Source organism: Streptomyces flaveus (genome assembly GCF_014647675.1).
GTDB lineage: Bacteria > Actinomycetota > Actinomycetes > Streptomycetales > Streptomycetaceae > Streptomyces > Streptomyces flaveus.
On record NZ_BMPQ01000010.1, the window covers coordinates 99049 to 121050 of the forward strand.

The window sequence follows — 22002 nt, forward strand, 5'->3', positions numbered from 1 at the left end:
GCCGTCAACCGGCGCAGGCTCGCCGCCATGGACAACACACCGAACTCCGACACATCCGCCGCCCCTGCCGCACTGGGCCTGCTGGCCGGCAAGGTCGCCTTCATCACGGGTGCCGGTCGCGGTATCGGCGCCGCCGCGGCGCGGCTGTTCGCCCGGGAGGGCGCCCGGGTGCTGCTCGCGGCCCGGACGGAGGCCCAGCTGAAGGCGGTGACCGAGGAGGTCCGGGCGGCGGGCGGCACCGCGGACTACGTGGTGTGCGATCTGGCCGACGCGGCCGACGTGCGTGCCGCCGTCGACCGGGCCGTGGACCTGTACGGGCGGCTCGATGTCGCCTTCAACAACGGCGCGACGATCCAGCAGCCCGGCCCGATGGACGACATGGCGGAGGCCGACTTCGACCACGTCTACGCCGTGAACCTCAAGGGCGTCTGGCTGGCCATGGTCGCCGAGGTCGCCGCCATCCGGGCCACCGCCGGGACAGGGGCCATCGTCAACAACTCCTCCGTCGGCAGCCTGAGGGGCAACCCCGAGCTGCCCGCCTACGGCGCGATGAAGCGAGCGGTCAACAGCCTGACCGAGTCGGCCGCCGTCACCTACGGCCCGGAAGACATCCGCGTCAACGCCATCGCCCCCGGCAACACGCTGACCGAGATGATCCGCACCTGGGAGGCGGATTCCCCCGGCCTCCAAGAACGACTCACGGCGCAAACCCCACTGCGCCGCGCGGCCGACCCCGACGAAATCGCCCAGGCCGCCGCCTGGCTCCTCAGCGACCGCTCCTCCTTCGTGACCGGCACGGTCCTGCGGGTCGACGGCGGCGCGCGGGCCTGAGCCGAGGATGCGGCCGCCTCCTCGTCAGCCCAGACTCTGCTGCGGTCGGGTCCCGTCCGCCCGGTGTGCGGCGGACTGTCGAGCCGGTGCCCCGTCGTCGGCCGGTTCACTGCACGGGCGTGCCCGTTGCTTCCGTGGGGAACTCCTCGATGCCGAGCACCCGTAGCAGTTCCAGCCGCTCGCGGGCCTCGGCGTCCGCCGGGGTGAGCACCAGCAGCTGCTGACGCTGGTCGGGAGTGACCAGGGTCTCGCAGTCCATCAGCAGGCGGCCCACCCGCGGGTGCCGGAAGGTCTTGCGGTCGGCGCGCCGGACCGCCACCTCGTGCTCGGCCCACAGCCGGCGGAAGTCGGCGCTCGCGGCCTGCAACCGGTCGACGAGTCCGGTGACCGTGGGGTCGCCGGACCGGCGGCCGGCGGCCGCGCGCAGGTCGGCCACGAGCTGGCGGGCGTGGTACTCCTGCTCCTCGGGCGGGCAGACGGCGCGGGTGGCGGGGTCGGTGAACCAGCGGTATGCGATGTAGCGCCGGTCGCCGGAGAAGCCGGTGAGGTCGCCCGACAGCAGGACGGCTGCCCGGTTCTGGGCGAGGACCTCGCCCAGGTCGGACAGCACCAGGGCCGGGGTGTCGCCGAGCAGGTCGAGCATGCGCATCAGGCCGGCGCGGGCCAGGCGGGCCACCCCGTCGGCGGGCGGGGGCCGGTGGCCGGCCAGGTGGAACAGGTGGTCGCGCTCGTCGTCGGAGAAGCGCAACGCGCGGGCCAGCGCGCCGAGCAGCTGGGTCGAGGGCTGACTGCTGCGGCCCTGCTCGAGGCGTACGACGTAGTCCACCGACATGCCGGCGAGCATCGCCACCTCTTCCCGGCGCAGGCCGGTGGTGCGGCGGCGGGGGCCGTCGGCGAGGCCGACCTCGGCCGGGCGGATCGCCTCGCGGCGGCGGCGCAGGAAGTCGGCGAGCTGTTCACGCTGCATCGCCCCATGGTCCCGCGCGAGGGCGAGCCGAGCCAGGGAGCGGCGCTCCCATGATGAACGCTCCGCTCCCGTACGTCGCGGCGCAGTCGCAAGGTGGGCGACAGACCGACGACGAAGGAGAACGCGATGCAGACACGAACCCTGGGCAGCACCGGCCCGGCCGTTTCCGCGCTGGGCCTGGGTGCGATGGGCATGTCGGGCGCTTACGGCGCGGCCGACCGCGCGGAGAGCATCGCCACCGTGCACGCCGCGCTGGAGGCCGGCGTCACGCTGATCGACACCGGCGACTTCTACGCCATGGGCCACAACGAGTTGCTGCTCGCCGAGGCGCTGCGCGGCCGGGACCGGGACAGCTACCGGCTGAGCGTCAAGTTCGGCCAACTGCGGGGACCGGGCCGTGAGTTCGGCGGGCAGGACAGCCGGCCCGAGGCGGTGAAGAACTTCCTGGCCTACTCGCTGACCCGGCTGGGCACCGACCACATCGACATCTACCGTCCCGCCCGGCTTGACCCGGCGGTGCCGATCGAGGAGACGGTGGGCGCGATCAAGGAGATGGTCGACGCCGGGTACGTACGGCACCTCGGCCTCTCGGAGGTCGACGCCGCGACGATCCGCCGGGCGCACGCCGTGCACCCGGTCGCCGACCTGCAGATCGAGTACTCGCTGATCTCCCGCGCCGTGGAGGCGGACGTCCTGCCCACACTGCGCGAACTCGGCATCGGCCTGACCGCGTACGGCGTCCTCAGCCGCGGCCTCATCTCCGGGCACTGGTCCGCCGACCGCACCGCCGGCCCTGGCGACGGCCGCGGCTTCAGCCCGCGGTTCTCGAGCGGGAACGTGGAACACAACCTCGCCCTCGTGGAGGCGCTGCGCCGGGTCGCCGAGGCGAAGGGATGCACCGTCGCCCAGCTGGCCATCGCCTGGGTGACCGCACAGGGCGAGGACATCGTGCCGCTGGTCGGCGCCCGCACCCGCGAGCGGCTGGCCGAGGCGCTGCCCGCGATGGAACTGAACCTCACCGCGGACGACCTCACCGAGATCGAGAAGGCGGTGCCGCCGGGCGCGGCGCGCGGCGACCGATACCCGTCCGCGTTCATGGCCGGCCTCGGCGTGGGGAACTGAGCCCGGCACTCCGGCGGGGCCTGCTCCGGCGCGGGTTCCGCCGGGAAGCCGGCCTCAGGACCACCCACGGCACACCAGCCGGTCCTCTTGGGGGCGTTCAACTGCGCGGAGGCGTGGGGAAGAAAGCGTCCGTACTTGCGCCCGCCTTCGACGCGTTGGTCCGGCAGTTCGGGTTCAGCTCGCGGTCGAGTCCTTGGTCAACGCGTCCATGAGGAGGTCGACGAGCCGACGGGCCTGCTCTCTGGTGCCGTGCTGCACGGAATAGGCGACGCCACCCATGAGGAGCAGGACGTCGTCGGGGGTGACGTCGGTTCGCAGGCTGCCGTCCCGGGCGCCGGCCTCGAGGAGGGTGGCGACGGCGTTGGTGAGGAGTGCGCGGCTGTCGGCGTATGGGTCGACTCCGGAGGCGATGACCGCGTTGAGTGCTGCGGACATACCGCTCTTGGTCGTGGCGTAGTCGAGGAAGTGTTCCATCCACGTCCGTGTGGCCTCGGCGGCCGGGTGTCGGGTGAGGAGGTCGGCTGCCTTCTCGCATACGCGGGTGAGTTGGCGCCGGTAGGCGGCATCGATGAGGGCTTCCCGGGTCGGGAAGTGTCGGTAGAGCGTGCCGACACCGACGCCCGCCTGCTTGGCGATGGCAGCCGGAGCGGTGTCCAGTCCCTGCTCGGCGAAGACCTGCGCGGCGACTTCCAGCAGGCGCTCCCGGTTCTGTAGCGCATCGCTCCTGGTCCGGCGGGGTGTGGCGGGCATGCGGGTTCCTTCGGTGTCGGCCTCCAGTTGCTTTCCGGAATCTGTTCCGCTTAACTCGTTACCGGAACGTATTCCGGTAACACTCTATTCCAGGGGACTCCCATGCCTACTCCCTCCGACAAGTCCGTACGCCACTGGTTCGTCACCGGAGCCTCCGGTGGCCTGGGCCGCCATCTCACCGAGCACGCCCTCCAGCGCGGCGACCGCGTCACGGCCACGGTCCGCCGCCCCGCAGCTCTGGAAGACCTCCGCGAGGCGTACGGTGACCGGCTGACCGTCGAGATCCTCGACGTCACCCGACCTGCCGACGTCGACACGGTGGTGAGCAGGACGCTCCAGTCCGGGCCGGTGGACATCGTGGTCAACAACGCCGGATACGCAGTCGTGGGCGCCGCCGAGGAGATGACCGTCGAGCAGATCCGCGACCAGATCGAGGTCCTCCTGCTCGCTCCGATGCTGATCACCCGGGCCTTCCTGAAGCCGATGCGCGAGCAGGGCGGAGGCCGGATCATCCAGATCTCCAGCATGGGCGGTCAGATCGGTGTCCCCACGCACAGCTCCTATCACGCGGGCAAGTGGGGGCTGGAAGGCTTCACCGAGAGCGTCAGCCGCGAGGTCTCCGACTTCAACATTCATCTCACCCTGGTCGAGCCCGGCGGCACCCGCACCGGCTTCGTCTCCGCCCTGCACTACACCACCGAAACAGCCGCCTACCGCGACAACGCCGTCGGACAAACGCGGCACTTGCTGGAGACCGCCGACGACAGCATCCTCACCGGCGACCCGGCCAAGCTCGCCTCCGCCATCTACGACACCACCCGCCGCCCGAACCCGCCCCTGCGCCTCACCCTCGGCTCCGACACCTACGACGCCATCCACGCCGCACTCACCGAACGTCTCACCGCACTCGAAACCCAGAAGGATCTTGCGGCATCTGTCGCCTTCACCCGCTGACCCGACCTACCGGCACGACCAATACGCGGACCAGGCCCCGTACGCGGACCAGGATCCCCCGATTCCCCGAACCGCCCCCGGGTACCCGCAGCGTGCGGCGCGACGCCCACGCACACCCCCGGGAGGCCGCCATGGAACTCAACCTCGTCGAGGAACGTCCGTACCGTTTCCGGATCGAACCGCGAGGCGACATGCGCGTGCCGGGGATCGTGTTCGCGTCCCATGAGCTGCTCGAGGACGCCGAGAAATCGCTGGAGCAGGTCGTCAACGTGGCCACGCTGCCGGGCATCGTCGGCGCCTCGTACGCCATGCCGGACATCCACTGGGGCTACGGCTTCCCCATCGGCGGCGTGGCGGCGACCGACGTGGACGGCGGCGGCGTCGTCTCGCCCGGCGGCGTCGGCTTCGACATCTCGTGCGGTGTGCGGCTGCTGGCCGCCGACGGCGACCGCAAGTCGCTGGCACCCGCGTTGCCCGACATCATGGACGGCCTGGACCGGGCGATCCCGCGCGGCGCGGGCCCCGGAGGCGTGTGGCACCTCAGCGACCCCGGGGAGCTGGAGCGGATCCTGGACGGCGGTTCCCGGTACGCCGTGGAACGCGGCCACGGCGAGGAACGCGACCTGACCCGCTGCGAGGACGGCGGCGCGGTCGCCGACGCCGACGGGGCGCAGGTCAGCGGGCGGGCCCGGGAACGCGGTCTCGGGCAGGTCGGCAGCCTCGGGTCCGCCAACCACTTCCTGGAGGTCCAGCAGGTCGCCGAGGTGTACGACGAGCCGGTCGCCGCCGCCTTCGGGCTCGCCCGCGACCAGGTGTGCGTGATGATCCACTGCGGTTCACGGGGACTCGGGCACCAGATCTGCACCGATCACGTACGCGCGATGGACCGGGCCATGAACCGGTACGGCATCACCGTGCCCGACCGGCAGCTGGCCTGCACCCCGGTCGACTCGCCCGAGGGGCGCGCGTACCTCGGCGCGATGGCCGCCGCCGCCAACTACGGCCGCGCGAACCGCCAGTTGCTGTCCGACGCCACCCGCCGGATCTTCCACCGCGCCGCCCGCGCCCGGCTGTCCCTCGTGTACGACGTGTCCCACAACCTTGCCAAGCTCGAGACCCACACGGTGGACGGAGCACGGCGCCGGCTGTGCGTTCACCGCAAGGGCGCCACCCGGGCCTTCCCGCCGGGGCACCGCGAACTGCCTGAGGACATAAGGGAGTTCGGCCAGCCGGTGCTGATCCCAGGCACGATGGGCACCGCCTCGTACGTACTCACCGGAGTGCCCGGCGGCGACGCCTTCCACTCCACCTGTCACGGCGCGGGGAGGGTGATGAGCCGTCACCAGGCCGCGCGGACGGTAGCCGGGAAGGAGCTGCGGGCCCGGCTGGAGCGGGGCGGCATCGCGGTACGGCCGCGGTCACTGCGCGGGCTGGCGGAGGAGACTCCGGAGGCGTACAAGGACGTCAGCGCGGTGGTGGAGGCGAGCGAGGGGGCGGGGCTGTGCCGTACGGTCGCGCGGCTGGTTCCGCTGGGCGTCGTGAAGGGCTAGCGCCTCCCGTCACCCCCCTCACACATCGACCTCATACATCGACTGTTACCGAGCACGTCCAGCCGTACGGACCCGGCCCGATGTGCAGTTCGTGCCAGGAGACGGCCTTCGGTACGGCGCCCGTGATCTCCACGGCCGACAGGTCGGCGACCGCCAGTCGCACGTCGATGGCACCGCCGGGCGTCTCCGTCTCCAGCTCTACGTCCACGGGGACCTGGCCCGGTACTTCGAGGCGGTAGACGACCTCGTCGAGGAGGGCGGCCAGGAGATCGTCGTCGCTGGTCTCGGACAGCTGGGCGCGCTGGATGGCCGTGGGCCGGACGGCGGAGATGTCGGAGAAGCAGTCGACCATCCCGTGCACGGCCTCGACCAGGCAGTTCTCCCGGGTCGTGCCCCACGCCTCGATCCGCACGTCCGCGGTGTGCGGAACCAGCCGGTGGCCGCTCTCGCCCTGCGCGCGGGCCTGCCTGTCGTCGTACGTCTCGCCGACCATGTACACCGGGTGCCCCGTTTGCCCCGTACGCATGTGTCGCCGACACGTGGAAGAACACGCGGAAACAGACGACTGCGGTGACTTCCACGTGCCGTCGACGTAGGGGCCGCCCTTTGGCCGTCCTACTTGTTCGGCTCCGCCCTGCTGATGTCGGCGAGTGCGGAGCGCCGGTCGCGTTCGATGGCCAGGTCGCCGATGCTGAGGGCACCGACGAGGTGGTCGTCCTCCACGACGGGCAGCCGTCGCAGGGCGTGCTCCCGCATCAGCCGCACCGCCTGGTCGATGTCGTCCTGCGGGGAGACGGTGACCAGATCAGTGCTGCACACCTCGCGGACCGGGGTGGCGGAGGGGTCCCGGTCCTCGGCCAGGGCCCGGATCACCAGATCGCGATCGGTCACCAGGCCGCGTACGTGGTCCTCCTCGGTGATGAAGACGTCGCCGATGTCCTTCTCCCGCATGAGCTTGGCGACCTCGGGAAGTGGGGTCAGCTCGCTCACCGTCACCGGTTCCGCCGTCATGACTTCCCGGACATGCTTCGCCATGGCTACCTCCGTGTGCCTTCCGGGATGAGCACCGGCAATGTGCCTGGTCGGCCGGTGCCCGGTTGATCGCCGAGTACCCGGCGGATGTTCGCCCATGCATGCGTGAGGACCCGGCCGCTCGGGTACTCGCAGGCACGATTCACGCAGGCCCGCACGGGCGGGCGAACGGGGTGGGCGTCGCGGAAAGAAGGCGGGCATCATGCGTTTCCAGAACCGTCGGCAGGCGGGGCAGGACCTCGCCGTCGCGCTGCTGCGACGGGCGGAGGGCGGCGGTTTCGTCGACCCCCTCGTACTGGCCCTGCCCCGCGGCGGTGTCCCTGTCGCGGCGGAGATCGCGCACGCCCTGCGCGCGCCGCTGGACGTGCTGGTGGTGCGCAAGATCGGCGCACCGGGGCAGCCGGAGGCCGGGGTCGGTGCGGTAGTGGGCGAGGATCCGCCGGTGTTCGACCAGGAGGCGCTGGCGCTGCTGGACATGACCGAATACCAGTTCACGCAGGCCGTCGCCCGGCAGCGCGCGGAGGTCCACCGCCTCGAGGAGCTCTACCGCGAGGGGCGCCCCGCTCCCCGCGTACGGGACCGGACGGTGATCCTGGTCGACGACGGTCTCGCCACCGGCGTCACCGCCCGCGCCGCCCTCCTCCACCTGCGCCGCCGGTCGCCTGCACGGCTGGTGCTCGCGATTCCGGTCTGCTCCGGGCTCGGCGTCGTACGGCAGCACGAGGCCGACGACGTGATCTGCCTCCACCGGCCCGAGCATTTCTACGCCGTAGGGGAGTGGTACGTGGACTTCGGCCAGCTGTCCGACCGCGAGGTGATCGACACGCTTCGTAGCGTCCACACCCCAGCCTCCGGCGGTTGAGTGGGGGCGCCTACCGGGAGGGTGGGTTCGGTTCACTGGCGACTGCGGGTGCGTCGTGGCTGGTCGCGCCGTTCCCCGTGCCCCTGAAAAGCCTGCGCCTGCCCGCGCCCCGAGGACCGGCGCCCCGGGAAAGCCCGGGCCTCGGGAAAGCCCGCACCCCAACGTGCCCGCGGCTTCCCTCCGGCGGGAGGGGGCGTGGGCCGGTGCGTCGTATGTCCGTCGCTTAGGTTCTGTCTCGGAGGACCAGGGCCTTGTACCAGGCCAGGGTCGTATGCCCGGCCTGCGACGGGCTGACGCACCGGCCCACGGCCCCGCACCCCCCACCCACCCAGGGGCGCGGGGCTGTATCAATTTGCGGCTCCGCCGCGTGGGCGCGACCAGCCACACTCAACCCGCACCCGAAAACGAACCCCCGGAGGGATCCGTCCCCCACGAGCGGAGGCGGCTCGTGCGCAGCCCCCGGCTCAGTTCCCGCGCGAACTCCTCGATCAACGCCTGTGGTTCGCCCAACGAGGAGAGAGGAGAGCCCGCAGGGAGCTGGGGCGTCGGCACGTCCCCTGCCAGCGCATCCCCCGGAATCGGCTGTCGTTCACCCATGACTCACGCTCGCTTACTGGTCGTACCTGGTCGAGTTCGCGGCTGATCCGGCCGCCAGAAGTGGATCAGCGTACGGAATCCGGGCAATTGGCGCGTCTCGACCCGCCGTCGGCGGGACGTGCCTGTGCGAGTGCCCCGTCACGCTCCTGGGAGCACACTGGTAGGACACCCGATGAGGTGCTGCCGGCGGTGCGCACAAGGGGGTGCTGGCCGTGGCGAAGACACGTCGTACGACGGTGAGGCTGTGGCGGTGGCGGAGCAACCCGCTCCGGCGGCGCGTGGACGTCGTCGAGGCCTGGGTGGTGCTCGGCGCATGGCTGTTCGCCCTGGTGGGCGGGCTGATCGCGGGGCTGGCGGCGGCCGAGGTGGTGAGCCGGAGCGTGGATCGGCAGCGGGAGGAGCGCCGTGAGGTGACGGCGGTGCTCACCGAGAACGCCCCGGAGAGGTCGGCGACCCGGACCGTGGGCGGCGACCGGGTGTGGGCCACGGTCCGCTGGAAGACACCGGACGGCACCGCCCGTACCGGCGAGGCCCAGGTCAGGCCCGAAGCCGAGAAAGGCACCCGGACCCCGATCTGGACCGACCGGCACGGCACCCTGATGACGAAGCCCCTCAACGAGGCGGAAGCGGTCCTGCAAGCGGTGTCGGCGGGTCTGCTGGCCGCGACGGGTGCGGGCTGCGTCGTCTGGCTGGCCGCCTGGACCGTGTGCGTACGCCTTGACGGGCGCCGTATGCGGGACTGGGACGCGGAGTGGGAGCGGGCCGACCTGCGCTGGGGCGGGAGGACGGGCTGACCTCAGGTCGACACCGAGTCGAGGTCGAGGCCCACCGGCTCGATCCTGCCCTCCAGCATCGCGCCCAGGCCGAGGGCCGCGCACACGTCGGGCCGTTCGGCGATGTGCACCGGCATACCCGTCGCGGCCCGCAGCATGTGGTCGAACCCGGGCAGCAGGGCGCTGCCGCCGACCATCATGATCCCGCGGTCCGCGAGATCGGCCACCAGGTCCGGCGGGCAGTCGCGCAGCACCTGGCCGATCCCGTCGAGCACCGCCGTGAGCGGGGCCTGGACGGCATTGCGTACGGTGGCCGTGTCGACGTGTACGGAGCGGGCGAGCCCCGTGGCCACGTCCCGGCCGTGGATCTCGGTACGGGCGGGCCCCTCCGGGGTGAGACCGGTGCCGGACAGGGCGAGCTGCAAGGGACGTACGGACTGACTCGGCAGCACCAACTCGTGCGCGTGGCGCAGGTATTGGACGATCGCGTGGTCGACGACCTCGCCGCCGACGGGGATGCGCTCGGCGCTCACGACCGAGCCGAGGGAGAGAACGGCGACCTGCGTGGCGGCCGCCCCGCACACCATGATCATGGTCGCCTCGGGTCGCTGTACGGGCAGCCCGCAGCCCACCGCCGCCGCGATCAGCGTGTCCACCAGCTCGACCCGCCACGCCCCGAGCCCGACCAGCGTCTCGACCGCCGCGCGTCGGGCGAGCGGGTCGGCGTCGTGCGGCGTACAGGCGGCGGCGCGCAGCCGGGGCTTACGACGCAGTGTGCGGCGGAGGCGTTCGCCGAGCAGCTGCCGCAGCATCCGCTGTGCCATGTCGATGTCGACGACCGTGCCGCCGGACACGGGCCTGACGACGCGGATGTAGCCGGGCGTACGGCCCGTCATCTGCTCGGCCAGCTCCCCGACCGCGATCAGCCCGCCGGTCCTCATATTGACGGCGGCCACACTCGGCTGGTCCACGACCAGCCCGGCACCCTTCACATACACGCGGGTCCTCGCCGCCCCCAGATCGACGGCGAAATGACAGCGGCGCAACTGCTCCAGACTGTCGGTCATGGCAGATCCTCCCGAGAGCGCAGACCGTGGGGCCGCCGGGTGACGGTCCTCTTAGGCATCGTGCGCGAGCGTTCGGCGGTCCGCCTGTTGTGATGGGCCGGGTGGGGTGCCGCTGGACGGGTGGCCTCAGCCGGCGGCGCGGATCACTTCGAGTACCGGCGCAAGGGAGCTGACGGTCTGTTGGCAGCCCGCCCGGGTCAGGCGCCCCTCGCGGTCGGAGTTGTGGGCGTAGCCGATGAAGGGGAGGCCGATCGCGTTCGCGGCGGTCAGCTCGGCGACGGAGGAGCCGATGAGTACGGCTTCCGAAGCGGAGGCGTCCAGCTGCTCCAGGGCTCGGAGCAGACAGTCGGGATGCGGCATCAGCAGGGTGAGGTCCAGCGCTCGCCCATGGACTCCGCCGGTCGCCGAGCCGATCAGGCCGCGTGATTCCAGATAGGTGGTGACGGCGCGGTGCGAGTTGTCCGAGACGATGGCGGGGCCCCGTCCGGTGGCGGCCAGTGTGCGGACCAGTGCGTCGGCATGAGGGGTGGGCCGGGCCGTGAGGGCGCTGTGCTGCTCGATCCTGTCGAGCTCGCGGCGCAGGTCGGTTCCCAGGCGGTGGTGCGCGAAGGCGCGCAGGAGGTCGAGTGGGTTGGCGTACCCCTCAAGAGGCGTCACGGGCATTCCCTGTGGCAGCAGCCGGTCGCCGCTCAACGCCTCGTCGGGGTGCCGCAGTTCGACGAGCAGCGCCGCGAGGTCGCGGGCTACGCGCGACGCCCCGGCCCCCGTGTCCTCGGCCGGCAGCACCTTCCGTCCCTTCGGCCCGGCGAGCTTTTCCAGCGTGGTGAACAGGCGGGCCACCGGCCCGTCGAAGCCGAGGAGTACGCACTCGGCGTCGGTGAGGAGCGTGACCAGGGAACGTGCCGGCTCGGCTGCCGTGGGTGCCACCGGCTTCGGCGCACGGGGCGACCGCAGTGCCTGCGGCGCGACAGGCCTCTCCCCCTCAGGCGTCAGCCGTATCGAGCAGGCCACCGACAGCCCCGGCACCGGCCAGTTGCGCAGCCCGTCGCGCACCGCGTGCTGCGCCGCACCCGTCCGGCGCAGCGGGTGGCGCCGGGTGATGCGCCCCGCGTCCCTGACGAAGTGGTCGAGGAGCCGCCCGGACACGTCGGCGGTCTCGCCGCGTACGAAGGCCACCGGGTCGGCGACGTGCCAGGACAGCTCGACGGACGCGGTGAAGGTGCCGCCGCCGGAACTCGGCAGGGGCACGTCGTAGCTGGCCTGGTGCGTGGTGAGGTCGACTTCGTAGAACGTGGTGCGGGGCCTTGGCATGCGTTCGCCGTACGGGCCGTCGCGGTCGAGGAGGATCAGCGGGCCGCCGGGCTCGGAGAGCACGACGGCGGTGCGGCCGGGCTCGGGAGGGCTGATCGCTCCGAGGTTCCGGGTGGTGAACGGGCCGCGTACCAGGTCGCGTTCCTCAGGCTGGGGGGCCGGGGCGCGTTCCAGCAGTTCCAGGGGGCAGTACCAAGCGATCGCCGTGCCGTCGGCCGACTCCCCGTGCGACTCCCTGTGCAGGGGAAGGAAGCGGGCCGGATCGAGGGAGGTGGAGCCTCGCATGAGTTCCTGGTGCAGAACGGGAGAGAGGACGACCATGATGTCCGCTGCGGAGTGCCCCAGCGCGGCCTGGATGTCGGGCTGCGTCGTCGGGCGGTCGGCGCGGGCGAACTGGGCGGTGTGCCAGAAGGTCACCCGGACCTTCGGCGGGGCTTCCAACTCCAGGAGCGCACTGGGAAGTTCGCGAAATACCGCGCTCAGTACCGGTAGTACGGACGCCTCGGGCTCTGTGATCACGAGGTAGCCGTTGTCGCGGGCCAGCACCTCGTACTGGTTCGGAGCCAGCTCGGTCAGGGAGAGCAGCCAGGTGAGGGAGCGGCCGAGGACGCTGTGTGCGAGACGGTGCTCGCCGGGGTCGGTGAACTCGGCGACGATCGTCGCCCGGCCGCGCTCCGGCGCGGTGTGCAGCTCGCGGTAGAGCGCCTGCAGGGTGGGATTCGGTTCGCGGTGCTGCTGGTTCCGGGCCTCCTCGTAGGCCTCGTACGACTCCATGGCCTCGGCGACGCGCCCCTGCTCCTTGAGTGCCAGGATGTGCAACCGCCGAAAGTCCGCCCGCTCGGGATGAGTCCGGAGCAGCTCGTCCAGGTCCTGCGCGGCCTGCTCGAAGTGGCCCAGTTCCAGGTCGAGTTCGGCTCGGGTGGCGCAGAGGGTGAGGCGGAGGGCGCGCAGGCGGGCGCGGGCCGCCTTGGCGGCGGGGCCGGGGACTTGGTCGAGGGGGTCGCCGTACCAGAGGTCGAGGGCTTGCTGGACGGCTGCGCGGGCCGCCGCCGGGTCGCCGTCGTCCCGGTGGGACTTCACTTGGGCGACGAGCGCCTCGCAGCGGCTCAGATCGATGGTTCCGGGCGGTGCGTGCAGGGCGTAGCCCTCGGCGGTGGTGGCCAGGACGCCGGGTCCCAGGGTGTTGCGCAGCCGGGATGCATAGGCGGAGATACGCGGTCCGGCATTCTTCGGGAGGCGCCGTCCCCACAGGCCCTCGATCAGTTCGTCGTACGGCACGGACCTGCCGGGCTTGAGGAGGAGCAAGCAGAGCAGGGCCTGTTCATCGGGGGAGCCAGAGGGAAGGACCCGATCGCCTCGGTCGATCCGCACAGTGCCCAGCAGCCGGTAGCGGTACCGGTCCGCTGTGATGGCGTCCAGTGCGCTGTCGAAGGTGGGATCCAAGAGGCGGTCTCTTGCCTGGCGCTGAAGGTGGAGTACCGGGGAGCGCAGGTGGTCGGCGGCTTGGGCGAACACAGGGAGGAACCACTCGGGCACACCGATGAGTTCAGGCGTCCCACCAGCCAGTTCCGTCAGCAGACGACCGAAGTCGTCGAGGTCCTTCGACTCTTCGAGCTCATCTACATGCCTCAGCGAGAAGTGGGTGATCTTCACGGTGCCGTCCGGGCGTACCAGCAACCCGTTCGGAGTGAGACGACCGTGTGCCATGCCCTGTGCATGTACGGCCTTGAGGCCTCGCGCAACCTGTTGTGCGAGCGGCGCGAGCGTCCAGAAAGGCAGCCGGAAGCCGCCCTCGGCGGTCAGCTCGGCCACCGTGACTCCCTCCACGAACTCCGTGACGAGATAAGCGACTTCGTCCTCGACACCGAAGTCGTGTACGGCGACGACGTGCTCGCTGTCGACAGCGGCGAGAGCACGCGCGGCGTCCAGAAACTGCTCGTGCCGCGTCGGCTCGACGGGGCACCGGTACACGGCGACCGTCCGGCCGGACCGAGTGTCCTCCGCCCGCATCACCGGCCCACCTCGCCACCCCAGCTGCCGTACGATCCGGTACCGGCCGAGCACGAGCCCGGCGGTGCCGGACCCCGCCGCCCCTCCCAGCCGCCGCACACTCTCCTCCCGCACCGCCGCGAACGGCTCACCCCCGGCCGCCTCGCCACCACCCCCCGGAGCCAGCACCCGGAACTCCCCGGCCGTGACGCCCGCCCGAGCGTCGATCAACGCGCCCACCCGCGCGAGGAGTTCGGAGGTCCGGCCGTGAGCGGTCCGGGGCAGCGTACGCAGCAACAACTCCCGTACGCCGGGGCGGAAGGCGTACGAACCCGGCGGACCCGGGATCGCGGTGAGCACCCCGCTGAGGATGACCTCCGCGAGATGCTGCGGCTGCGGATTCTGCTCGATCGCCGCCTGGACCAGCCGCATGACGGGCAACTCGGGGCGTCCGACCGCGAGATGACCGGCGAGGCGATAGGCCTCGGGGGAGGCGATGGAACGGAAGCGGAGGATCAGTTCCTCCGGGGAGAGCTGTTCGACCTCGCTTCTGCCGTGCTCGTCGAGGGGTGCGGGCGGCGGGGTGTGGCCCAGCAGGGCGACGGAGCCGGGAAGCTTGCCCGCGTCGGCCAGCAGCGCCGACCAGTTCGCCAGCCAGGGGGCCGAGGGTTCCAGGACGGGGAGAGGGAGCGTCCCGGGCAGCGGGTGGTCCGCGGCATAGGCGTCCACGTCGTACGCCGAGTTGGGCGCCGCGGGCGAGGGCGCGACGATCTGTGCGGTCGAGGCCGGCAGTGCGGTGGTGCGCCACAGGCGTTCGGGGAGTGGCTGGATCACTGCGACCGGCATCCTTCTCGCCCAGCGCCGCAGCGTGCCGTACCAGCGGGTGCCCGCGGGGCCGTCCCGCCACTGAGGCCCCATGCAGTCGCTGACCAGGAGCGTGACGGTGCGGCCGTCCGCGTACGACTCCTGCGAGCCGGGGCGGCGTACCGTGCCGTCGGCTTCCAGCCGGTGCAGTTCCACCGTGCGGAAGATGCCCGACTGGGCGAGCGCCGTGTGCAGTTCACGGACGAGCGGCCGCCAGACCGGCATGGTCGGGCCCGCGTCGTACACGAGATGCAAGGTCAGCCAGCGCTCGGTCGCCGGACGAAGCACGGGAAGCCACCACCGCGGCGCCGCGCCGAGCCGGGCGATCCGATGCGCGGTCGCCTCCTCGTCGAGCTCCTTCCCGACAGGCGCGGGCACCCGGCGCTTGAGGGGGCGCAGGGCGCGTTGCAGCGCGAGGGGGCGGGTCAGCATCGGGGGCGCGGGGGCGAGCAGCGAGGTGTACGAACCGTTCGGATCCCTCGGCTCGTCCGGCGCGCCGGGGCCGGGCAGCCGCAGGGGGACGCGGCCGTCCGGGCGGCGTTCCGGCTCGGGAGGCGGGGCCGCGTCCGGGACGTGCGGCTGAGAGGGGCCGCCGGCCGCCAGGGGTGGGGCGACAGGCTCCGGTTCGGCTCGCTCGGGCCGTACCGGCGATAGATCCGCAAAGGGCGCGGCAGGCTCTGGCTCCTTCATGTGCCGGGCGAGCCACAGCAGTTCGGCCAGCTCGACGGACGTGGGCAGGTCCCCGCCGCTCACTTCGGCCAGCAGCTCGGCGAGACGAGCGGCACCCGTGCCCCCGCTGCCGTCGGCCGCAACCGGGTCGCTCATCCCGTCACCTCCCTGGTCCTCCTGTCTTGGACTACCTCAGAAACCGTCCGGCTCCTCCCCGTTCCGGCTCAGATACGGCATCAGCTGCTCGGCGAGCTCGTCGCGGGACGAGGCGTCGAGGCCTGCCGCCCTTGTGAGGTAGATGGCGTTCAGGAGCTGGTCCGTGGCGAGTTCGCCGTCCGTTCCCCGGGAGAGGAAGCGGGCGATCAGGTCGCGGGCGTAGGCGTCGGGCTCGCCGAGATGGGCGTGGACGATCCGCTCCAGGTGGGCGTCGCGCGGCTGGTGGAGTTCGAGGCGGACGCAGCGGCGGAGGAAGGCGGGCGGAAACTCGCGTTCGCCGTTGCTGGTGAGCACCACGAACGGGAAGGCACGGCAGCGGACCCGGCCGCGCGTGACGGTGACCCGGTTGTCCGTGCCGTCGATCATCACCTCGGCCGAGGGCGTGCGGCGGGCGGCGCGGACCAGCTCCGGGATCTCGTACTGGCCCTCCTCCAGGATGTTGAGGAGATCGTTGGGAAGGTCCAGGTCGCTCTTGTCGATCTCGTCGATCAGCAGGGCACGCGGCCTGCCGTACGGAAGCAGCGCGGTGCCGAGCGGGCCGAGGCGCAGATGGTCCTGCAGCTCGCTGTCCGCGGGGAGCTGTTCGCGGGCGACGGCCTGCCCTGCGGCGTACAGACGCGAGAGCGGATCGTACTGGTAGAGGCCGTCATGGAGCGTCGTACGGCTGGTGATGTTCCAGCGCAGGACCGGGCCCAGCCTCAGCTCCCTCGCCACCGCGTACGCCAGGCTCGACTTACCACTGCCGGGCGGTCCGGTCACGAGCAGCGGGCGGCGCAAGTACAGGGCGGCGTTGACCAGTTGGACGGCCTGGTCCGTGGCGCGATAGGTGCGGGCGCGGTGCACACGGTCCGGGGACGTGGCCGAGGTGTCGCCGTCCTCGGCGGGAGTCGCGAGCTCCGGTCCGCCGTCGAAGGCACGCCAGGGCGGCGGCGGGGGCAGCGCGGTGATGCCGTCGTGAGGCTCGCTCGTACCCGTGTAGACGGGCCACAGGGACATGTGTCTCTCCTCGATGCGTGCCGGTCGCTCAGCCGACGGGGTTGTGCAGATGGCCGACGGGTTCGGGCAGACAGTCGGGGTCCTCCCACAGCAGTGCCAGGTCGTACGCCCAGTGCGGCTCGGCGGAGTCGGAGGCATACGCGGCCTCGCGCAACTCATGTACGTACGAAGGGAGTTCGCGCGGAGGGAGGTCCGCGAGATGCTCGGCAAGGCGGTCCAGGAACTCGGTGCCCCGGCATCGCTCCCCAGCTTGCCGGTTCGCCTCCGGGGGGCTCGAAGCCGATGGCTGCCCACGCCCGTGCTCCTCCCGGCAGCCGGTGCGCGGCCAGAGCATCACCGGCACCGCCGCGTTGAGGCCGGCCTGGAACAGCCGCCGTACGCCGTTTGCGCGGGGCGCGGTGGCGAAGCCCACCATGTCCGCGGCGCGGCGCAGCCCGATCGTCAGCTTCACCTGGTCCTGTCCGACGGCCCAGCAGTCGATACGGTGCAGCCGTGCCGCCGGCCGGGCGTCGAGGTGCCGCCACTTCTGCCGGAGCTTGTGCTGCAGTCCGCCGCTGCGGCGCCGCTCCAGGTCCATCACGACGAGCGGAGCGAAGGCGCCGAGCGGGCTGTCGTCGTCGGCACTGCGCTTCCAGTGCGCCACGTCCGCGTTGAGCCAGCGGCGCGGCAGCACGAAGGCGATCAACTCGCGTGCTCCTGGCTCGAGTTCGTGGTACGCCTCGTCAATGCGTTGGAGCGCGTACGGGCGTACGCGGTCTGTCGGGAGGCGGCGCGAGCCGACCACTCGGCGGTGCCGGCCGTTGTACGCGGACACCTCGACCAGGAAATGGCCGTCGCCGGAGCCGCTGGGCGCGATCTCCACGAGGATCGGGGACCAGGCGTGTACGGCGGCGGGTGCGGGCCGTGGCGTCAGCATGGGTGCCGGCGTCGGCTCGCGGTGGGCGTACGTCAGCGGCCAGTTCCACAGCGCGCTCCGGGTCCGGGCGTCGTCGGCAAAGTCGGCGAGCCGTGCCGCGAAGCGGGTGACGGCGTCGGGGTCCGGCACCTCCGACAGGAGGTACCAGACCGCGTCCCACAACGAGCCGAACCCTTGAGGCGGTAGTGGGGGGCCGAGTGGGCCGACCGCGTCGAGGTACAGGCGTTCGGGGCTGCACTCCAGACTTCCCGGGCTCCGGTTGTGCTTCGTCTGCGGGTCCGTGGGGGCTGCTCGCTCCCCCAAGTTCTCGGCTTCTCCCCCACTCTCGGCTTCTCCCCCACTCTCGGCTTCGCTCGAGCGGGGGGACCCCCATGAGCGGGGGGACCCCCATGAACCCGGGGGGACCCCCATCGCGGCGGAGCCGCATATGTCAGAGCCCCGCGCCCCTGGAGGGGCGCTTCGGGGCCCCTCCATCGACTCCACCAGTTGTCGCAGTCGTTCCTTCTCCGGCCGGCCGTACTCCGGTGTCGGAATCAGCTCGCCGAGCCGCGGCCAGTAGCGGGCCATGACCTGGGCGGGCAGCATCCGGCCGTTGCGGATCTCCGGGCTGCGGGCGGCCGTGGAGACCATGCCGACCACGCGGCCGGTGTCCGCGAGTGTCACCGCGGCGCCGCTGAAGCCGGGAACCAGAGGCTGGCCATGGGCGGCCCAGGCCTCCAGCTGGACCCACTCGCCGGCGATCAACTGGTCGGCGGTGGCCCGGTATTCGGCGAGCGTCCCCTCGTCGTACCGCTTCGGGAATCCGTACGCCAGGAGCCTGCGCGGAGGGTCGCCGTACGCGTCGGAGGGCGCCGCGAACTCCGCCGGCTTCATGGGGACGGGGTGGTCCAGTTCGAGTACGGCCAGATCACCGGGGTCGGTCTCGCGGCCGTCCCAGCCGCCCTGCGCGATCACCCGGGCGGGGATCTGGCCCTCGGTGCCGTGCGCGAAGGAGACGGTGACCGGGGCCGTGCGGCTGCACGCGACCACATGGGCGCAGGTCAGGACGTGCCGCTCGGTGACCAGGAAACCGGCGCCGGTGTCGCGCCCGCAGCTGATTCTGGCGTGCCAGGAGGCGCTCGTCATGACGGCCGGGCGGTCTCCGAGGAGTCGTCGGCCTGCCCGGGTGACCAGGAGAGCCGGAGCAGCAGATGCCCTTCGGCCCCGCTCTTGGCGATCAACGCGCCCGCCTCCGCGGTGAGTTTCACCCCGAACTCGAGCTCCACGGAATCGGGCCGCAGCGAGCCGTCCCGGAAGACCCGGAGCGCGGACTCGGCCGCCGCGCGCACTCCGTCCAGGGCGCCCTCGAAGGTGCGGGTCGCCTGGACCGTACCGTCGTCGCGGCGCGAGACCATCTGGTGACCGGAGAGGTCCTCGGTGCCCGCGCCCTCGACGGTGATCACGACTCCGTCGTTGGTCTTGAACTCCACCAAGCCTTCCATGACGCCCCCGGTCCTTCGTCAGTGACTCTCGATCAACCTCATTGTCACGGACGGTACTTGTGGTTGTCGCGGCTTGTCACGGATTCCGTGGTTCCGGGCGGTCATTCGTTCTTGTCGGGGCTCACGACGCCCTTTACAACCCCCAGCTCCACCAAGTCCTGAGGCCGGATACGGAGTTCGTCCGCCGTCGCGGTCACCTGGTCCGCGGGGCGTTTGAGGATCGCGGCGGCCAGCTCCGGGGCGATGACGGAGAAGTAACTGTCCGGCGTGGCCCAGGTGTTGTCGGGTGCGGCGAGGGCGAGGGCGCCGCCCGAGCCGCCCTCGCCGATCAGCAGGGTGGTGAGGGGCGTGCGCGCGGTGGCCACGGCGGCGAACAGCTCCGCTATCGCCGCGCCCGCGCCCTGACGTTCCGCCGCCGCGTCGTTGGCTGCGCCCGGGGTGTCCACCAAGGTCAGTACGGGGATGCCGAGTTGGCCCGCCAGGCGGATCAGGCGGGTGGCGGTGCGGTAGCCGGTGGGGCGGGTGGCGGTGCCGGTCTGGGCGGCGTAGGCGATCGTACGGCCGTCCTCCGCCCGTATGCCGAAGCCGCAGAGCATTCCGGGGTCGGGACTGGTGCCGGGCTCGGTGCCGCCGCCGGTGCGGTCGCCGCTGATCGGCGCGCGGTGGGTGAAGTACGCGTCCAAGTAGGCCTGGGCGCGGGGGCGTTGAGGCGAGCGGGCGTTGTCGACCGCCTCGCGGCCGGTGGCAGGGAGGTCGGCTCGGCCCATCGCTGCCGGGGGAGGGGCGGGTGTCGTCGACGGGCGGGTCAGCAGGCGCAGCCAGAGCTCCAGTACGCCCGGAAGCTCCTCCGGCGGAACCACCGCGTCGATCGAACCCGCCGCCACCTGCGCCTCCGCCGTGTACGCCCCCGGGTCCGCGTCCGGCGGGCGGACCCGGGAACCCGCGAAACCGACCTGGGCGCCCGGCAGCGCGAGGATCACGTCGGCGCCCGCGCCCAGCGTGGCCCAGCCGCCGCCCGTCGTCGGGTCCCGCAGGACCGCGAGCTGCGGCAGGCCCGCCTCGCGGGTGAGCGCCGACTGCCGTGCCACGCGCTGGAGTTGGACCAGCGCGCGCATGCCCTCCTGCATCCGGCTGCCGCCCGTCGCGACGAGGGACACGACGGGCAGGCGGTGCTCACGCGCGTACGTGTACGCCGCCTCCAGCCGGTCCCCGGTGCGCTCCCCGAGCGACCCGCCCAGAAAACCGAACTCGAACGAGATCAGCACGGCAGAAGTCGTACCGACCATGGCCGTGCCGCAGACGACGGACTCCTCCTCCCCGGTGCGGGACGCGGCACGGGCGCGCGAGGCGTCGTAGCCCTGCCAGGACAACGGGCCGTCGGGTGCGTACTCGCCTGCCTTGACCGGGAGTTCGGTGAAACCGTCGGCCACGAGACCGATCGCCTCGCGAGCAGTGGACCTCAGGCCGTCAGTCATGAGGCAGCGCGCGCTTCATGATCTTGCCCATGTCGTTGCGGGGCAGGGCGTCGAGGTAACGGACGACGCGCGGACGCTTGTGGGGTGCCAGGCGGCGGGCCACATGGTCCGCCAACTCCTCGGCGGACGGCGGTGATTGAGCCGATCCCGTGTCCGTGTCCGGGGCCGTGTCCGGCACGATCCACGCCACGATCCGCTCGCCGAGGTCCGCGTCGGGCTCACCCGTGACCGCGGCCTCGCGCACGCCGGGGTGTTCCAGAAGCGCGTTCTCGATCTCACCCGCCCCGATCTTGTAACCACCGCTCTTGATCAGGTCGGTGGCCTTGCGGCCGACGATGCGTACATAGCCGTCGGGGTCGCGTACCGCCATGTCACCCGTGCGGAACCAGCCGTCCTCGGTGAAGGCTTCGGCCGTCGCGTCCGGCCGGTTCAGGTACTCGGTGAAGAGGTTCGGCCCGCGGACCTGGATCTCGCCCACCGTCTCCCCGTCGTACGCCTCGACCGCCGTCACCCCGTCGTCCTCCGTCAGCCGCAGCTCCACGCCCGGCAGCGGAACGCCGACCGTGCCCGCGCGCGGCTCCCCGTCCGCGCGGACGCTGGTGTTCATCAGGGTCTCCGTCATCCCGTACCGCTCGATGACCCGCCGCTCCGTCGCCGCCGCGATCCGCTCGTGGTCGTGCACGGGCAGCGCCGCCGAACCCGAGACCAGCAGCCGCGCCTTCCCGAGGGCCTTCGCGAGAGCCGGGTCGTCGGGCAGTGCCTCCGCGATCCGGTGGTACATCGTCGGCACCCCGAACAACATCGTGGCGCCCTCGCTCAACTCCCTTGCCACACCCGCCGTTTCGAACCTGCCCAGATGCCGGATCGATCCGCCGCGGCGCAGTGGGCCGAGGATGCCGAGGATCAGGCCGTGCACGTGGAAGAGGGGGAGGCCGTGCACGAGTACGTCGTCGCCGGTCCACTGCCAGGCGTCCGCGAGGGCGTCCAGGGTGGCGGCGACGGCCCGGCGGGGGATGACGGCGCCCTTGGGCGGGCCGGTGGTGCCGGAGGTGTAGACGATCAGGGCGGGGGATTCGGGGGTGAGGTCTCCGGGTGCGTGGGGCGTCCCCGTGGCGCGTACGTCGACGTCGACGCGCCCCAACTTGTCCAGCGCGGCGGGGAGTTGATCGCCCGGCCCCGCAAGCACCAGCGTCGGCGCGCTGTCCGACACGATGTGCCCCAGCTCGCTCTCGCCCGACTTCGGGTTGAGCGGTACGGCGGGGACACCGGCCAGCAGCGCGGCGACCACGGCGACCGCGGTCTCCAGAGTGGGCGTGGCCCAGACGGCGATCCGGCCCGCTCCCGCGAGGCGCTCGGCCAGGGGCGCGGCCACGGCGGCCAGCTCGCCGTACGTCAGGGAACGGTCGCCGAAGCGCAGGGCGGGCCGGTGCGCACCGGGTCCGTCCGGGTCCGCGGAGGCCTTGGTCAGGGCCGGGAAGAGAGGGGACACGCGTTGTACTCCTTGGTCGTTCGTCGGTACGTAGCTCATGGGCGGGTACGTCACTCCGGGTACGTCACTCATGGCGCCGTCGGCATCCTCA

General features: G+C 72.0%; 17 protein-coding genes. 6 read left to right on the top strand and 11 right to left on the bottom strand.

What is annotated here, in order from left to right; all coding sequences use genetic code 11:
- Window positions 1–27 precede the first annotated feature (27 nt).
- Window positions 28–831, top strand: a complete 804-nt coding sequence (locus IEZ21_RS21485; protein WP_189323552.1) for an SDR family NAD(P)-dependent oxidoreductase — start codon at window positions 28–30, stop codon at window positions 829–831.
- Window positions 832–937: 106 nt separating this feature from the next.
- Here IEZ21_RS21485 and IEZ21_RS21490 read toward each other — a convergent pair whose 3' ends face one another.
- Window positions 938–1798: a helix-turn-helix transcriptional regulator gene (locus IEZ21_RS21490; protein ID WP_189323553.1), complete on the bottom strand. Its 861-nt coding sequence runs from the start codon at window positions 1796–1798 to the stop codon at window positions 938–940.
- A 126-nt stretch (window positions 1799–1924) separates the two neighbouring features.
- Here IEZ21_RS21490 and IEZ21_RS21495 point away from each other — a divergent pair, with 126 nt between their 5' ends.
- Window positions 1925–2920: an aldo/keto reductase gene (locus IEZ21_RS21495; RefSeq protein ID WP_189323554.1), complete on the top strand. Its 996-nt coding sequence runs from the start codon at window positions 1925–1927 to the stop codon at window positions 2918–2920.
- 174 nt (window positions 2921–3094) lie between these two features.
- Here IEZ21_RS21495 and IEZ21_RS21500 read toward each other — a convergent pair whose 3' ends face one another.
- On the bottom strand, window positions 3095–3670 hold the full coding sequence (locus IEZ21_RS21500; protein WP_189323555.1) for a TetR/AcrR family transcriptional regulator: 576 nt from the start codon (window positions 3668–3670) through the stop codon (window positions 3095–3097).
- Window positions 3671–3772: 102 nt separating this feature from the next.
- Between IEZ21_RS21500 and IEZ21_RS21505 the strand changes: the two genes are divergently transcribed.
- Window positions 3773–4624 (top strand): SDR family oxidoreductase, encoded by an 852-nt coding sequence (locus IEZ21_RS21505; protein WP_189323556.1) that lies wholly within the window; start codon window positions 3773–3775, stop codon window positions 4622–4624.
- A 131-nt stretch (window positions 4625–4755) separates the two neighbouring features.
- Complete coding sequence (locus IEZ21_RS21510) at window positions 4756–6174, top strand: RtcB family protein (RefSeq protein WP_189323557.1); 1419 nt, start codon at window positions 4756–4758, stop codon at window positions 6172–6174.
- 31 nt (window positions 6175–6205) lie between these two features.
- Here the strand turns inward: IEZ21_RS21510 and IEZ21_RS21515 are convergent, their stop codons facing one another.
- Together IEZ21_RS21515 and IEZ21_RS21520 are read right to left on the bottom strand one after the other, a co-directional pair.
- Window positions 6206–6667, bottom strand: coding sequence for an archease (locus tag IEZ21_RS21515; protein ID WP_189323678.1), 462 nt, complete (start codon window positions 6665–6667; stop codon window positions 6206–6208).
- 122 nt (window positions 6668–6789) lie between these two features.
- Window positions 6790–7209 carry a CBS domain-containing protein gene (locus IEZ21_RS21520; protein ID WP_189323558.1) on the bottom strand — a complete coding sequence of 140 codons (420 nt, stop codon included), beginning with the start codon at window positions 7207–7209 and terminating at the stop codon, window positions 6790–6792.
- Window positions 7210–7408: 199 nt separating this feature from the next.
- Here IEZ21_RS21520 and IEZ21_RS21525 point away from each other — a divergent pair, with 199 nt between their 5' ends.
- Window positions 7409–8068, top strand: coding sequence for a phosphoribosyltransferase (locus tag IEZ21_RS21525; RefSeq protein ID WP_189323559.1), 660 nt, complete (start codon window positions 7409–7411; stop codon window positions 8066–8068).
- Window positions 8069–8877: 809 nt separating this feature from the next.
- Entirely contained in the window at window positions 8878–9459 is a 582-nt protein-coding gene (locus tag IEZ21_RS21530; protein ID WP_246568001.1) for an Rv1733c family protein, read from the top strand.
- A 2-nt stretch (window positions 9460–9461) separates the two neighbouring features.
- Here the strand turns inward: IEZ21_RS21530 and IEZ21_RS21535 are convergent, their stop codons facing one another.
- The 7 genes from IEZ21_RS21535 to IEZ21_RS21565 all read right to left on the bottom strand — a co-directional run bounded on the left by IEZ21_RS21535 (window position 9462) and on the right by IEZ21_RS21565 (window position 21911).
- Window positions 9462–10505: a rod shape-determining protein gene (locus tag IEZ21_RS21535; RefSeq protein WP_189323560.1), complete on the bottom strand. Its 1044-nt coding sequence runs from the start codon at window positions 10503–10505 to the stop codon at window positions 9462–9464.
- Window positions 10506–10631: 126 nt separating this feature from the next.
- Window positions 10632–15494 (bottom strand): SAV_2336 N-terminal domain-related protein, encoded by a 4863-nt coding sequence (locus IEZ21_RS21540; protein ID WP_189323561.1) that lies wholly within the window; start codon window positions 15492–15494, stop codon window positions 10632–10634.
- A gap of 36 nt (window positions 15495–15530) precedes the next feature.
- A complete protein-coding gene (locus IEZ21_RS21545; RefSeq protein ID WP_189323562.1) occupies window positions 15531–16550 on the bottom strand; it encodes an AAA family ATPase in 1020 nt (339 codons plus the stop codon).
- Window positions 16551–16578: 28 nt separating this feature from the next.
- On the bottom strand, window positions 16579–18591 hold the full coding sequence (locus IEZ21_RS47190; RefSeq protein WP_220450453.1) for a VMAP-C domain-containing protein: 2013 nt from the start codon (window positions 18589–18591) through the stop codon (window positions 16579–16581).
- A complete protein-coding gene (locus tag IEZ21_RS21555) occupies window positions 18588–18947 on the bottom strand; it encodes a CU044_2847 family protein (protein ID WP_189323563.1) in 360 nt (119 codons plus the stop codon). The genes IEZ21_RS47190 and IEZ21_RS21555 overlap by 4 nt, the downstream gene beginning before the upstream one ends.
- A gap of 101 nt (window positions 18948–19048) precedes the next feature.
- The gene (locus tag IEZ21_RS21560; RefSeq protein ID WP_189323564.1) at window positions 19049–20422 is read right to left on the bottom strand and encodes a carboxyl transferase domain-containing protein; all 1374 of its coding nucleotides are present in this window, start codon (window positions 20420–20422) and stop codon (window positions 19049–19051) included.
- On the bottom strand, window positions 20415–21911 hold the full coding sequence (locus IEZ21_RS21565; protein WP_246568003.1) for an acyl-CoA synthetase: 1497 nt from the start codon (window positions 21909–21911) through the stop codon (window positions 20415–20417). The genes IEZ21_RS21560 and IEZ21_RS21565 overlap by 8 nt, the downstream gene beginning before the upstream one ends.
- Window positions 21912–22002 lie beyond the last annotated feature (91 nt).